This window comes from Rhodovulum iodosum (assembly GCF_041020385.1).
GTDB classification, from domain to species: domain Bacteria; phylum Pseudomonadota; class Alphaproteobacteria; order Rhodobacterales; family Rhodobacteraceae; genus Rhodovulum; species Rhodovulum iodosum.
In genome coordinates, this window is sequence record NZ_JBEHHI010000001.1 from 887545 (window position 1) to 901368 (window position 13824).

Sequence of the window (13824 nt, forward strand, 5' to 3'; positions counted from 1 at the left end):
GACAGCCGGTCGCGGCAGCGCACCGTTCGCGCGCCTTGGAAGCGACGGAAAGACCGGACCCGGAAAAGACAGGGCCCCGCCGTTTCCGGCAGGGCCCGACAGAGCGATCGTGAGAGAGAGAGAGAGAGAGAGATCAGGCGGCGGTGGCCTGGGCCTTCTCGATGTCTTTCTTGATCTTCAGCGCCTTTTCCGAAAGATCGGCGTCCTTCGCGCGGACGAGGAAAGCGTCGAGGCCACCGCGATGGTCGACCGTGCGCAGCGCCGAGGCCGAGACGCGCAGCTTGTACGACTGGCCCAGCGCGTCGGAAATCAGCGTCACGTCGTTCAGGTTGGGCAGAAACCGGCGCTTGGACTTGTTGTTGGCGTGGCTGACATTGTTGCCGACCATCGGACCCTTACCGGTCAGTTCACAGACGCGCGACATGGCTTGTTTTCCTTGTCTCGATAAAGCGGATCGGCGCCGCAAGGGCGACGCCGCGAAATTCGTCCGGCTCCTTTACGGCCAAAGCGCGGAGGCGTCAAGCGATTCATCCCCCGCGCGCGCCGATCTCGGCCAGAATCTCGGCCACGGCGCCCGCCACGGTCGCCTCGCCCGCCGCCACGGCCGTGCCCAGCGTTTCCATCCGCTGGCGCAGCGCCGGATCGTGGTCGAGACGCGCCAGCAGCCCGCGCCGGACCTCCTCGCCGAACCAGAACCGCGCCTGGTCGGCCCGGCGGGCATCGAAAAAGCCGTGCTCGCGCCGCCAGTCGGCCAGCGCCTGCATCTCGTCCCAGGCGGTTTCCAGACCGGCCTCGGACAGCGCCGAGACGCACATCGCCTTGGGAAAGCCCTCGGGGTCCTGCGGGCGGCGGCGCAGCAGGTGCAGCGCGCCGGCGTAATCGGCGCAGGTGCGGCGCGCGGCCGGTTCCAGGTCGCCATCGGCCTTGTTTACCAAAATCAGGTCGGCCATTTCCATGATGCCGCGCTTGACCCCCTGCAACTCGTCGCCGCCGCCGGGTGCCATCAACAGCACGAAGAGGTCGGTCATCTCGGCCACCATGGTTTCGGACTGGCCCACGCCCACGGTCTCGATCAGCACCACGTCGAACCCGGCCGCCTCGCACAGGCTGACGGCCTCGCGGGTCCGGCGCGCCACGCCGCCCAGCGTCGACTGGCTGGGCGAGGGGCGGATAAAGGCCTTGGGGTCGCGCGACAGCCGTTCCATCCGGGTCTTGTCGCCCAGGATCGAGCCGCCCGAGCGGGCCGAGCTGGGATCGACGGCCAGCACGGCCACCTTCAGCCCCTTGCCGATCAGCATCATCCCGAAGCTTTCGATAAAGGTCGATTTTCCCACGCCCGGCGTGCCTGACAGCCCGATCCTGAGCGCCTGGCGGCCGTTGCTCAGAAGCGCGGCCAAGAGCGCCTGCGCCCGTTCGCGGTGATCGGCCCGCCCGCTTTCGACCAGGGTGATCGCGCGGGCCAGCGCGCGGCGGTCGCCGGATGTGATGCGGGTGGCGAGATCGGCGATGTCCATGGGCGCCTCCGGTCGTCTGGGATGGTGCCCCTCTTGCCGCGCGCGCGGATGGGTGTCCAGCCCCGGAGCCCGGTTCGGGGGGCGACCGCCCTCTGCCGCGCACCATGCCGCAGCGGCGCGATCCTGTGCCGATGCGCCGGTGAGAGTGAATTTCAGACCTTCATCGCCTGCGCCACGGGCGACGCCACGGGCGGGTCGCGACAATCCGGTGGACGGGGCGGGACGCCGACCTTCTCTACTCGTGCACGTTGGATGCGAGGTTGAACGAACAGCGGACATCCAGTTCAGCGCGCGCCCGGTTCCACCGCGAGGTTGGCCGTTCACCACGCGCACCGTAGAATGCCGGGCATGGGGTATGTCACGTCGCTCTTCGCGCGCAAGGTGGTCGCCGCGGCGGGCGGTAAAATCGATGCTGCGGCGATGCTGGCCAGCGTCGGGATCGCCCCCGATGATCCCTGGGATGCCGGAAGGATGGTTCCGGCCGAGCGCTACTACGACATGCTCGAAAGGATCGCCGATCAGATCGACGTGACCGACCTGCCGGTGCGCACGGGCGCCTCGATGCGGCTGGACGAATACGGTGCGCTTGGCCTTGCCTTCAAGGCGGCGACGACGCTCGGGGCGTCCTACGCGCGGGTGGAACGCTATGCGCGCCTGTGGTCCAGCGTTGTGGAATACGAGCTGCGGCCGGCGACCGGGGGCACGCTCTTCATCCTGCACCGGGCGGGCGAACGGCGCCTCGGGATGCGGCTGTCGAACGAGGCGACCCTTGCGAGCGCGGTATCCATCGCACGGCAGGTCTGCCCGGTGCCGCTCGCGCCCGTGGAAGTGCTGGTCCGGCATCCCGCCCCGCGCCGGGTCGCCGCGCATGAGGAGTGGTTCGGCTGCCCGGTGCGCTTCGGCGCCGAACTCGACGCGATCCTCTATGCCGACGAGGTGCTGGCCCGGCCCAATATCCTCGGGGACGAGGGGATATCGAAATACCTCACCACGCATCTCGACGCGGAACTGTCCGAGATCACCCGGGAGCCGGCGCTTGTCACGCAGGCGAAAGCCGCAATCGCCCAGGCCCTCAGCGAGGGGGCGCCGAGGATGGCCGAGATCGCCCGCGGCCTCGGGCTCAGTGCGCGGTCCTTCCACAGGCGCCTCTCAGAGCACGGCATGACCTTTCAGAGCCTCACCGAGGAAACCCGCCGCGACCTCGCCGAGGGGCTCTTGCGGGACGAGAGCCATTCTCTGGCCGAAATCGCGTTCCTCACCGGTTTCTCCGAGCAGAGCGCCTTTACCCGCGCGTTCAAGCGCTGGGTCGGCACGACCCCCGCGACCTACCGCAAGGATATCTCCCAGCGCTGACGCGCGCATTGGCGACGGCGGTCAAAAGGCTGGCATCGCCGGTCAAGACCGCGCAGCACCCCTGCGCCTATCCCTTGGCTACCGATACCGAAGCCAGGGAGATACCCCATGAAAGACCAACCGATCCTCGTCATCGGCGCAACCGGCAAGACCGGCCGCCGCGTCGCCAGCCGCCTCGAGGCGCGGGGCCTGCCAGTGCGCCGCGGCTCGCGCAGGTCCGCAACACCCTTCGACTGGGACGCGCCGGAGACCTGGACGCCGGCCCTGCGCGGAACCCGTGCGGCCTATGTCACCTACTTTCCCGATCTCGCCTTTCCCGGAGCCGTGGAAAAGCTCGAGTCTCTCTGCGAGACGGCCCGCGACGTGGACGTCGAGCACCTCGTGCTGCTGTCCGGCCGCGGCGAGCATCATGCGCGGCTGGGCGAAGAGGTGGTGCGCAATTGCGGCGTCGACTTCACCATCATCCGGGCCGCCTGGTTCGCGCAGAACTTCTCCGAAGGCTACCTGCGCGATCCGGTCCTGGCCGGCGTTCTTCCAATGCCCGGCGGCGATGTCGCCGAGCCCATCATCGACATCGACGATATTGCCGATGTCGCAGTCGCGGCCCTGACCGAAGAAGGCCACAAGGGCGAACTCTACGAGGTGACGGGCCCGCGCTTGATGACTTTCGCGGACATGGCGGGTGAACTCTCGCGGGCCACCGGCCGCGAGATCCGGCATATCCCGATCAGTTTCGAGGCGTTCCACGCGAACATCGCCGAGGCTGGCGGCCCCTTCGTCGCCGACGTCTTCACCGCGATCGCGCGCGAAACGCTGGACGGGCGCAACGCCCACACCACGGACGGCGTGATGCGCGCGCTCGGCCGCGGCGCCCGCGACTTTGCGGAGTTCGCCCGCGCCGCCGCCCAAACCGGCGCCTGGACAACCGCCGCCTGACACCCCCCATCGAAAGGAACATGTCATGAGACCCACCCTGCTCGAGAAGATCGCGCTCGGTCTCTCCGGCCTCACCGCGCTTACCATCGGCGCTTTCATCCTGTTCGCGCCGCACGTCTTCTACGCCAGCTCCGGCATCACGCTCGGCGAAGACGCCAACCTGCTGAGCGAATTGCGCGCCCCAGGCGCCGGACTCGCGGGGTTCGGCTTTCTGATGCTGCTCGGCATCTGGCGGCACGCGGTCCGGCCCGTTGGCATGGCGGCGGCCCTGACGGTCTTTACCGCCTTTCCGGCCGGACGGCTGGTCGGGCTTGCATTGGACGGGATGCCGTCCGGCAACGTCATCGGCGCCCTCGTCATCGAACTGATGATCGCCGCGCTCTGCCTCGCAGCCTTCCGCCGGCGCCTTTGGCAGCCGGCGCCCGGCCTCTCCACGGTGCAGCCCGCGCGCTGAGCCTGCCGCGGCGGCGTGGCGCTTGATGCCCTGCCGCCGCCCCAATCCAAGGAACTCGTCCCCATGTCCCCTGTTCTCTTCTACCTCGCCCACCTCACCGTCCTCGCCTATGCGTTGGTCGGCGGCGTCTTTCTCGCCTTCTCGGATTTCATCATGCGCGCCCTGTCCGTGACCAGCGGTCAGGGTGGCGCGGAGGCGATGCAGGCCATAAACCGAGAGGTGTTCCGCTGGGTCTTCATGGTGCTCTTCCTCGGGCTGGCGCCGGTATCCCTGCTGATCGCGGCCTATGGCGCAATAGTCGTCGCACACGGTCCGGGAACCGTGATGATGCTGGCGGGCCTGACATATTTCGTCGGATGCTTCGGGGTAACGGTGTTCTTCAACGTGCCGATGAATGAAGCCCTCGCGGGCATGGAGGCCTCCGCGGATGCGACCCTGGACTACTGGGCCCGCACCTATCTGCCCCGCTGGAGCTTCTGGAATACCGTCCGAACCGTCGCCTGCGGACTGTCTGCGGCCCTGCTGCTGTTCTCGCTCGCTTGGGCGGCGCAGTCTCAGGCACAGGCGGCTTGAAAAACCGAGCCGCATCAGGGCGCCGACCTGCGCAACGAAGCACAGCGGCGCCTGTCCGCCGGCACGTTCGTTCACGACCCGCAGTTCCTATGGAAGCGGTCGGCAATGAAGAGAGGAGGATACTCATGGGTGACCCGCGTTACCGCCGAGCAACCGCAGCGGACCTGGGGGCGATTGTCGCGATGCTGGCCGATGACGTGCTTGGTGCGTCGCGGGAAAACGCTTCGCCAGCCGTAGACGATTGCTACCGGGCTGCATTTGCGGAGATTGATGCCGACCCGAACCAGTTTCTTTGTGTGGTCGAGGAGGAGCAGCAGATTGTTGGAACCTTGCAGCTCACCTTCATCGCGGGTCTCTCTCGCAATGGCACCAAGCGAGGACAGATCGAGGCGGTGCGGATCGCGAGCGACCGTCGGGGCGGCAAGCTTGGTGAAGCGATGTTTGCGTGGGCGATCAGCGAATGCCGGGCACACGGGTGTTCGTTGGTTCAGCTCACCACCGACAAGGCCCGCCCGGACGCCCATCGCTTCTATGAACGTCTGGGTTTTGAACCGACCCATATTGGATACAAGCTACAGATCTAAGGAGGGGCAGCGAACCACCCTGAACGCTGGGGCACTCGCAGGTGCGGCGAGGTTGGCGCCCCTAGGGCGTACGTCCGGTCTGGCGGGCCGCAGCGCAGCATAAAGCTGGTCGCACAAACGAAAGCTATGGGCCGATCTTGAAGGCGCGCACCCAGGATTCGCAATACTCTGGCCGTGCTCCGTCGACGTGTGGATCTGATCCGTGCTGTCCAGTTTCAAGGCATTCGACGACGGACACTCCCATCTCATCATCGGCGATTGACCAGAACTATCCCACAGACGGCGAGAGCCCCTCCGGAGACATGGGTCAGTGTCAGCCGTTCGCCCAACAGCGCGACGGCGAGAACGGTGCCGAAAACCGGCATCAGGTGCAGGAATTGTCCCGCACGTTCGGGTCCGATCCGGTCGAGCCCCCACGACCAAAGCAGAAACCCCAGAAGTGATGCGCACAAGGCGATGTAGCCAAGAGCTGCGATGATCGGGCCAGTCATCGGAATGGGCTGAACGCCCTGAATGGCAAGCAGCGGTGCCATGACGCATAGCCCGACGATGACGCTGGCCGTCAGCGTCACGTCCTGTGGCAACGTGGCGGGTCGCCGGCGCAGCAACAGGGAATAGGCCGCCCAGACCAGGATCGCGCCCAGCATCCACAGTGACCCTGCATCCGCGAAGCCGGCACGCATGTTCCCGCGCCCCGAAACCACGATGATGCCCGCACCGACGGCCGAGATCGCAAGTCCGGCAAACTGTGCCTTTCCCGGTCGAAATCCGTTCCAGATCGCGCCACCGATGACGGTGACAACCGGCGCGAGCGACAGGATGAGCAGGGCATTGACCGCCGGCGTCAGCGTCAGCGCCTGGTAGACCATGGTGTGGAACGCGGCGATGCCGGTCAGGCCCAGCAGGACGATCAACCGCCAATGCTCCGCCAGTTCGGCGCGGCATCGCACAAGCGCCGGCACGGCGAGCGGCAACAGCAGCGCCAGGCAGAGCGCCCAGCGGATGACATTCAACTCCAGAGGCGGGATCGTTCCCCCAAGCGCGCGTCCGGCGATGAAGTTTCCGGACCAGAAGAATGCGGCGAGGGTCAGGGCCGCCATGGCCGGGACCGCACTGCGATCGGGTGCCTCGGTCATCTGCATGGTCGTCTCCTCTTTTACTGTGAGCGAGGAAACTGCATCGGATTGATTGGGTCATGAGGCGTGTGTCCCCCCTCGCCCGACTATTTCAGGCGACGTCGGGTCAAATGTCCCGTTGACGTCCGGACAGAACCTGGACGATCGCTTCGGATCGGCTCCGGGCCCCGAGCTTTCCGAGAATGGTCGAGACCTGGTTGCGCACCGTCTTTTCGGATTTTCCCAGCCGTGCTGCGATTTCCGAATTGCCCAGCCCCTCGGTCAAACAGCCCAGCACGTCTCGCTCCGCCGGCGACAGATCGGAGATCGCCTGGGCAGGGCGGGACGCAATATCCGGTCTTGGCGCGCCGTTACCCAGAAATGCGTCGATTTCGCGCCACATCTGGTCCCATGCGGGCTCCTGTTCCAGCAGGACGTGGTTCGCGCTCTCCAAGGCGACGAAGGACGCGCCGGGTATCGCTGCCGCCAGTTGACGGCCCTGCTCGAACGGAATGCGCGCATCGTGGCGGCTGTGCATGACCAGCACGGGCAGCGCCAATCGCCGCGCCTCCTCGATGACGTCGATTCGGTGCAGAACGTCCAGCGTCCGCGCGGCGACATCAGGCGAAGCGGACAAGCGTTGCAGGTCCTCCCACCAGCCGACCTGTTGCGCTGTTCCATTCGGGACGAAGAGCTGCGTGAACACATGCGAGAAGGCAGACCCCTGCTTGCCCCAGCCGAGTAGCATGAGGTTCGACAGGGTCTCGGCCTCCATCCGCGTGGCGTCGTCCGTGCCGCGTGCCAGCAAACCCCGAGCGTATCCGCCGATGAGGATGAGGCTGGAGACCCGGTCCGGATGACGCAGGGCATAGGCGATCGCAAGTGCAGCGCCTTGCGACATGCCCATGAGAACGAATGGTTCACTGATCGTGGACGCAACGGCCTCCAGGTCCGCCTGCCAGGCGTCGAACCCGATCTCGTCGACGTCGCGATCGGACAGGCCGCAGCCGCGCAGATCATATCGGATCATCCGGTTGCGCGCTGACAACCGGGACAGCCAAGGGCGCCAGACCGGGCTTTCGATGTCCTTGGACACATGGCTCAGCCAATGCGCGGCCCGCAGGATGACCGGCCCTTCGCCCATCGCGGCGACCGCGATTCGGGTGCCGTCGACGGAGGACACGAAGGAAATCTCTTGGCGCGGGAGGCGGTCAGAGTCGGTCATGGTGCCAATCATATCAGCGACGAACCGATCCTGTGATGAGGAATGTCGTGCGTGCCAGGGCTGTCGGCGGAGTGCGGAAAAATCTGGTAACCTCCGATCAGGATCTTGGCGGCGCCGCACAGTAGTGGATTGGGCGCACGCGCGTGCCAGAACGCGACGACGGGTCGTGGGAGATACGAGAGCCTTTGCAGAGTTGGAAAAGCGGGAATGGTCGGAACCGGGCGTCGCCGGTGCCTATGCGAGCGGGTTCGCAAAAGCCTCGGATATGGTCGTGCCGCACCTTGTCGCCGCCGTGGATGCGGGGCCGGACACGGATGCGCTCGACCTCTGTTGCGGGCACGGCAACGTCTATGCGGGCCTTGTCGCGGCCGGAGCGCGGGTGACCGGCCTCGATTTCTCCGCTGCCATGCTCGAGCTTGCCCGTGCAGCGGTGCCGGGGGCGCGTTTCGTCAATGGCGACGCGATGCAGCTTTCGTTTCCGGATGCCAGCTTCGACGCGGTGACCGTCGGCTTCGGCATGCCGCACGTGCCCGAGCCACCCCGCGTCGTGGCGGAGGCGCGCCGCGTTCTGCGACCGGGCGGGCGGATCACCCGCCGGGTGTCGCGGCCGCTCGGCTATCGGCCCTCTCTGTCGACCCATCATGGACACCCCTCCCGATCCAGAGCCTTCCGGACACTTGGTCGAAGCCGAATTCTCTCGGAATGCAGTTTCAAGGCCGGCCAGTCAGCAAGGGAAATGTCCTGGTCCGCAAGCCAGCGGCAAACGGTGAACAAAAACACATCAGCCAGCGAGAAATCGTCGCCCATAAGGTAGGTGTGCTGGGACAGGTGACGCTCGACAATGACCAGCCTGCTACGCAGATGGGCTTTGCCCGGCTGAATAAAGCCGTCCGGTGTCGTCGGTCGGAACAGCGGGCTGAAGCTCTTGTGGATCTCGGTCGAAATGAAGTTCAACCATTCCAGCGCCCGCAGACGCCGCAGGCCGGAGGCAGGCAGCAGCCCCGCATCGGGTGCTCCGTCAGCCAGGAACTGAAGGATCACGGGAACTTCGGTCAGGACCTCGCCATCGGCAATCCGCAGGGCCGGGACAGTGCCCTTCGGATTAACCGCGCGATAGTCGGTCCCGGTGTCGGTTCGCCGCGTCCGGTAGTCCACCTCGACGAGGTCGAACTCCAGGTTCGCTTCGCGCAGGGCGATGTGGGGTGCCAATGAGCAGGCGCCGGGCATGAAATAGAGCGTCATGTCTCGCCTCCCGCCGCGGGCAAGTTTCGAAGTGCCTGAACGCACAGGCCCGAATAGACGACCGTTCCGGTGGCCATCGCGATCCAGATCCCGACCGCTCCCATGTCGAAGACGACCGTGAAGACAGCGATCAGGGGGGCCGAAACCAGCCAATTCCCGATCAGGGAATAGACCATGACCGGGCGCGTCACTTCCCTCGCCCGCAACAATCCCGCGGCGCCTGCACCGGCCGGACCGTACAGCTCCGTCAAGGCGAGCACGCCGATCACGGTAATCGCAGCGCCGACGGCGCCGGGCGTCGAGCCCCGCAGCGCATAGTTGGCGATCGGCTCGGCGACGACCAGGAGGGTGGTGCAAATCGACAGACCGATGGCCATTCCAAGCACCATCGTGGTGGCAACGACATCACCTTCGCGGCCCGACTTGGGATCGACCCGTGCCAGCCGGGTCATCGAGGCCTGCTGCAGGCCGAAATAGAAAGCGTACCCGATACCGGCCAGTCGGATCGCGACTGAATGGGCAGCCGCGTCCGTGACGGATAGCGAGGCGGCATAGATCGTGGCCCCCAGATAGAGGCCGACTTCGGCCAGCGTCGCGATCCCGATGGGCACGCCGATGCGGAAGATCGCCGCGATATGCTCCGGTTCCACGCGACCCGACCCGCTGTCGCCGACGCGGTGCGCCTCTCGCAACAAGGCGGCAAGCGTCAGCAGGCCGACCAGCAGGGACGACACGCCCGCGCCGGTCACGCCAAGTTCCGGCAGACCGAAGGCGCCATACATGAGCACGTAGTTGAAGACGGCATTGAGCGGCACCGCACACAGCGTGATCCGCAGCATCACGCCTGGACGTCCGATGGCCGTCAGGCGCGTGCGCAGGACGCCCACCGCCAGCATCGGGATCAGTGTGAGTGCCATCGCCCGGACGTAGCCCGTGCCTGCATCAGCAAGGTCCTGATCGATGCCGAGCAGGCCCAATAGCGCCGGCGTCTGCCAGAGCAGGCCGCAGATCGGCAAGGCCAGCAGGGCGCAGGTGATGGTCCCCGCCGTTCTAAGCCGCGCCAACCGATCCGCATCGCCCGCCGCATGGGCGGCCGCATAGAGCGGTCCGAGACCGCCGATGCAGCCAACGGCGAGGTAGAAGAGGATCGAATAGAAATCGCTTGCGACGGCGACGGCGGCAAGGGCTTCCACTCCGAACGCGGCCGTCATCAGCGTGTCGGTGACGCTCATCGCCATGTTGACCAGCGCTAGACCGGTCAACGGCGCGGCAAGCCGCAGGACGGCCCATGCTTCGGCCTTGCTCACGTTTCGAGCGGCATGTCTGAAGGGGTCGCCTGTTGCGCGCGGCAATTCAAAATAGGTCATGAGTTCGCCCTTTGCAGTGGAAGACGCGGAGCGGAACCACCGCCCCTTTCCGGTATCGCCAGACTGGCCTCAGCCGGCCTCATGGGAGCCCGAGGTCGGAATGGGCCCGACTGGAAAGCCGGACTCCCATTCCGTGTGGTCCTCGTCGCCGTAGGCGTCCGCGGACCCACCGCCCAGTTCGATCTGCAGCCGCACGCCGTAGCCGTCGCTCATGCCCAGCAGCACCTGGTCGATCTCGGCCGGGGCATCGGCATAGTCGCCGGTCCCGCCCGTGACGGCGCGCGTGACGGTCACGCCGGCATCGACAAGCTCGGCGCCATGGCTGATCAGCACATCGCCGTCGTTGAAACGGTAAACCTGCCGGGTCATGACGAGGGCGCCCGTTTCCGTGCGCATCCCGTCGCCGATGAAATACCCGTCACAGGTCCATTCCCCGATCACGAGGTCCGGGAAGGCCGGATCGCCGTTCGGCAGAGTGCCCTCGACGCCACCGTCGAGCGTGCCGGCGGGGTAGAGATAGCCCTGCGTGATGAAGGCGTTGCCATAGGCAGGCATGCCGTCGTCGAAGACGGGTGCCGCGGAAAAGACGAAGCGGGAGATATCCTCGGCAACATCCAAGGCCGCAAGCGGCTCTCCGGCGTTTCCGGCGAAGGGCATGACCGCGACGGCGGCGGCGAAAACAAGGGTCGTGTGTTTCATGCGAATAGTCCTTTCTGGAGTTTCATGAAAGAGATGCGTCCGCGGGTGCGGGGCGCTGGTGGGCGACATGCGATGCGTGCATGTCGAGCGTATCGGAGGGCGCGCCGCGGCTTGCGTCGGCAGCCACACCGCTGGCGATGCGCCCGGCAGCGATGCCCGCGGCGTCGAAGAAGCCGGTGTAGATCGGCTTGAAACCGGCGAACCAGAGGCCCGGCATCTCTGGATCACGCTCGCCCATCGGATGGTGCGGGCGGCCGTTCTCATCCAGCACACCAAGATGTCCCAGAAGCGGCTCGAGCCCCGTGCGATACCCGGTGGCCGCGATCACGACATCCGGTCGGCAGACCGATCCATCGGCCAGAGCGACATTGTCGCCGGAAAAACCCTCGACGCGCGGCACGATCCGGAACCGTCCTGCCTTCAGGGCCGCAACGAAGCCGTCGTCGATGGCGAAGGTCACGCCATCGCGCAAGAGCCGCGTGCTTCCGCCTTCGGGGTGACTGGTGAGCCCATAGCGCCGGAGGTCTCCGAGAAAGAGCCGCTCGGTCAGCTTGAAGGCCGGGTCTAGCACCGCATTCGGCAGTGCCGCGAAGACACGTGCCAGCCCGTGGATCGGATAGCCGAAGATGCTCTTCGGCACGACCGCCGGTCCGTAGCGGACCGACACCATCACCTCAGCCGGATTGTGCCGCGCCAAGTGGTTCAGCGCGTCCGTGCCGGAGTTGCCCGCGCCCACGACCAGCACACGCTGGCCATCGAAGCGGGAAACGTCGCCGAGATCGGCCACGTGCAAGAGCTGCCCGGCAAAGGCGTCTTGCCCCGGCCAGTCAGGGATGTGGGGAATGCTTTCCCGACCCGTCGCAATGACCACGTTCTCCGCCCCGTACTCCGAGGCGTCGGTCGTGACTCGCCATCCAGTTTCGTCGGGTTCGACAGCCGTCACGGCAACGCCGAAGTGGATCGGTGCCTCCAACCGTGCGGCGTAGCGCTCCAGATGCGCAACCACCGTGTCGCGCTTCAGGTACGTACCGTCCGATTTCGGCGCCGCCTGTCCCGGAAGCCCGGCGAACTTGCGGTGGATGTTGAGCCGAAGCGCCGGATGGCGGTTGCGCCAGGGGTCTGCCACCCGGTCCCGTGCCTCGAGCACGGTAACGGGCAGCCCGCGTTCGGCCAGGGCGTGTGCGGTGGCGAGGCCCGAAAGCCCCGCGCCGATCACCAGCGTACTGCCGGGTCTCATGGTGTTCATTGTCTTTCCTTTCCGAGGTTTAGCGCCAGTGGTTCGGGAACGTCGGGACATCGGGCGATGCGTATTGCTCGAGGCCCATGTCCCGGAGGAGGTGGCGGGGGAGCCGAGACAGCTCTTTCATCTCCTTGCGGATGCGCCGCCGCTTCGCGGCTTTTGCCAGCCGGTCGAGGAGCGCCCTTGCGATGCTCGAAGGGTGTCGGCGCGCTGCGCCGGCGTGGATGTAAATCATGGTCATGTCATTCGTCCTTGTTGGAGCCCGCTCAGGTGCGGGCGATGAAGCGGGCGTTGAGGTCGTCGTGCGGCAGGCGGAGCGTCCCGACCGGGCGAAGCCGGTCTCAGCGCGGCACTCCCCGGCGGTTTCGACGCCCCGCACTGCGCCCAGGCGCGGCCCGCAATGACCGATCAATTTCGGTTCCGTGCGGACCGGGACGGAGGGAGGAGGTCAGGCCGCGGTCGGGGGAAGCATGGCGTCTGCCATGCAGCCGACATGACGGTGATCCGTGCCGCAGCACCCGCCGACGACTTTCAGCGCCGGGAGCTTTCGGGAGAGCTCGGCATGCAGCGCGCCGAACTCTTCGGGATCGCCGTCGTCCAGGGTCTCCGCCTCGTCGAGTTCCGCATGGCTCAGCCGCGATGCGTTCGCCCGGACACCGCGGATGCGGCGGCACCAGGCGTCATCGCTCAGAACGTCGCGAAAATGCTCGGGATGCGCGCAATTGATCATGTAGTAGAGCGGTGCACCCCCGGTTGCGGCATCCGTCTCCAGCACGGCGCGCGAAAGCGGCGTTCCATCCGGCAAACGTCCGTCCGTCTCCACCGTGAAGGAGATCGCAACGGGCACACCCGCATTGACACTTGCACGGCCAAACCCGATCGCCTCCGGCATGCTGCCGAAGGTCAGCGCGCTGACCAGATCGACCCCGCATGTCGCGAGCAATGCGATCTGCGGTGCGTGGATTTCCTCTGCGGCGGCCGCATCCAGGGCGAGCGTACCGTCATAGGCGTCGCCGGCGGGTCCGATCACGCCATTCACCAGGATCGGCGAAACGCGATCCTGCCACCGTGCGCGGATCGCCAGGGCAAACCTGACGGCCTCACGGGTGAGGTCCTCCATCTGGGCGGGCGACCGGCCGACAGCGTCGGCCCAATGCGTCCCGGAGCGCCAGGTGTTGGTGTCGAGAACGAAACCGGTTCCGGCCGTCTGGGCCATCGCGAGAAAGCGGTCGAAGTACCGGTCCATCGCCGCACGGGCGGCCTCGTCTTCGAGCAGGACGCAGGCCGCGAAGGCCGGCAGGTCGAACCCTTCGAGGAACAGCATGGAGGTCTCAAACCCGCCATCGGTCAGATAGGTGCGCGGGTCGGCGAGGTAGCTGCGGGTCGGGTCAGTGTGGAAGGCCGCGATTTGGTTTTGAATGGTCATCATTTGATCCTTGCTCACGATGGATTGGCCTGATCGGCCGATTTCATGTGCAGGGTCATGGACCCGATGCCCGAGTCGAGTTAGAAGAAGAAAAGA

General features: G+C 66.3%; 15 protein-coding genes and 1 pseudogene. 6 read left to right on the forward strand and 10 right to left on the reverse strand.

Going from position 1 to position 13824, the window contains the following annotated elements:
• Window positions 1-133: 133 nt before the first annotated feature.
• Together rpmB and meaB are read right to left on the reverse strand one after the other, a co-directional pair.
• Complete coding sequence (gene rpmB / locus Ga0609869_RS04350) at window positions 134-424, reverse strand: 50S ribosomal protein L28 (RefSeq protein ID WP_125403113.1); 291 nt, start codon at window positions 422-424, stop codon at window positions 134-136.
• A gap of 103 nt (window positions 425-527) precedes the next feature.
• A complete protein-coding gene (meaB, locus tag Ga0609869_RS04355; RefSeq protein WP_125403112.1) occupies window positions 528-1514 on the reverse strand; it encodes a methylmalonyl Co-A mutase-associated GTPase MeaB in 987 nt (328 codons plus the stop codon).
• Window positions 1515-1862: 348 nt separating this feature from the next.
• Between meaB and Ga0609869_RS04360 the strand changes: the two genes are divergently transcribed.
• The 5 genes from Ga0609869_RS04360 to Ga0609869_RS04380 all read left to right on the forward strand — a co-directional run bounded on the left by Ga0609869_RS04360 (window position 1863) and on the right by Ga0609869_RS04380 (window position 5414).
• Window positions 1863-2867, forward strand: coding sequence for an AraC family transcriptional regulator (locus tag Ga0609869_RS04360; RefSeq protein WP_125403111.1), 1005 nt, complete (start codon window positions 1863-1865; stop codon window positions 2865-2867).
• Window positions 2868-2975: 108 nt separating this feature from the next.
• Entirely contained in the window at window positions 2976-3803 is an 828-nt protein-coding gene (locus Ga0609869_RS04365; RefSeq protein ID WP_125403110.1) for a Rossmann-fold NAD(P)-binding domain-containing protein, read from the forward strand.
• A 25-nt stretch (window positions 3804-3828) separates the two neighbouring features.
• Entirely contained in the window at window positions 3829-4257 is a 429-nt protein-coding gene (locus Ga0609869_RS04370; RefSeq protein ID WP_125403109.1) for a DUF4345 domain-containing protein, read from the forward strand.
• Between the two features lie 63 nt (window positions 4258-4320).
• Complete coding sequence (locus tag Ga0609869_RS04375; RefSeq protein ID WP_125403108.1) at window positions 4321-4830, forward strand: anthrone oxygenase family protein; 510 nt, start codon at window positions 4321-4323, stop codon at window positions 4828-4830.
• Window positions 4831-4955: 125 nt separating this feature from the next.
• Entirely contained in the window at window positions 4956-5414 is a 459-nt protein-coding gene (locus Ga0609869_RS04380; protein ID WP_125403107.1) for a GNAT family N-acetyltransferase, read from the forward strand.
• 248 nt (window positions 5415-5662) lie between these two features.
• Here the strand turns inward: Ga0609869_RS04380 and Ga0609869_RS04385 are convergent, their stop codons facing one another.
• Both Ga0609869_RS04385 and Ga0609869_RS04390 read right to left on the reverse strand, forming a co-directional pair.
• On the reverse strand, window positions 5663-6556 hold the full coding sequence (locus tag Ga0609869_RS04385) for a DMT family transporter (RefSeq protein ID WP_125403106.1): 894 nt from the start codon (window positions 6554-6556) through the stop codon (window positions 5663-5665).
• Window positions 6557-6656: 100 nt separating this feature from the next.
• On the reverse strand, window positions 6657-7754 hold the full coding sequence (locus Ga0609869_RS04390; protein ID WP_125403105.1) for an alpha/beta fold hydrolase: 1098 nt from the start codon (window positions 7752-7754) through the stop codon (window positions 6657-6659).
• 265 nt (window positions 7755-8019) lie between these two features.
• Here Ga0609869_RS04390 and Ga0609869_RS04395 point away from each other — a divergent pair.
• A pseudogene (locus Ga0609869_RS04395) lies at window positions 8020-8334 on the forward strand (methyltransferase domain-containing protein); the annotation flags it as partial.
• A 59-nt stretch (window positions 8335-8393) separates the two neighbouring features.
• On the opposite strand, the gene gstA reads toward Ga0609869_RS04395, so the two are convergent.
• The 6 genes from gstA to Ga0609869_RS04425 form a co-directional block, all read right to left on the reverse strand.
• Window positions 8394-8996 carry a glutathione transferase GstA gene (gstA, locus tag Ga0609869_RS04400; protein WP_125403104.1) on the reverse strand — a complete coding sequence of 201 codons (603 nt, stop codon included), beginning with the start codon at window positions 8994-8996 and terminating at the stop codon, window positions 8394-8396.
• Window positions 8993-10363 (reverse strand): MATE family efflux transporter, encoded by a 1371-nt coding sequence (locus Ga0609869_RS04405; protein WP_125403103.1) that lies wholly within the window; start codon window positions 10361-10363, stop codon window positions 8993-8995. The genes gstA and Ga0609869_RS04405 overlap by 4 nt, the downstream gene beginning before the upstream one ends.
• A 69-nt stretch (window positions 10364-10432) precedes the next feature.
• Entirely contained in the window at window positions 10433-11062 is a 630-nt protein-coding gene (locus Ga0609869_RS04410; RefSeq protein WP_125403102.1) for a hypothetical protein, read from the reverse strand.
• A 22-nt stretch (window positions 11063-11084) separates the two neighbouring features.
• The gene (locus Ga0609869_RS04415) at window positions 11085-12308 is read right to left on the reverse strand and encodes a flavin-containing monooxygenase (protein ID WP_125403101.1); all 1224 of its coding nucleotides are present in this window, start codon (window positions 12306-12308) and stop codon (window positions 11085-11087) included.
• Between the two features lie 19 nt (window positions 12309-12327).
• The gene (locus Ga0609869_RS04420) at window positions 12328-12543 is read right to left on the reverse strand and encodes a hypothetical protein (RefSeq protein ID WP_125403100.1); all 216 of its coding nucleotides are present in this window, start codon (window positions 12541-12543) and stop codon (window positions 12328-12330) included.
• A gap of 207 nt (window positions 12544-12750) precedes the next feature.
• On the reverse strand, window positions 12751-13728 hold the full coding sequence (locus Ga0609869_RS04425) for a homocysteine S-methyltransferase family protein (RefSeq protein WP_125403099.1): 978 nt from the start codon (window positions 13726-13728) through the stop codon (window positions 12751-12753).
• Between the last annotated feature and the right edge of the window lie 96 nt (window positions 13729-13824).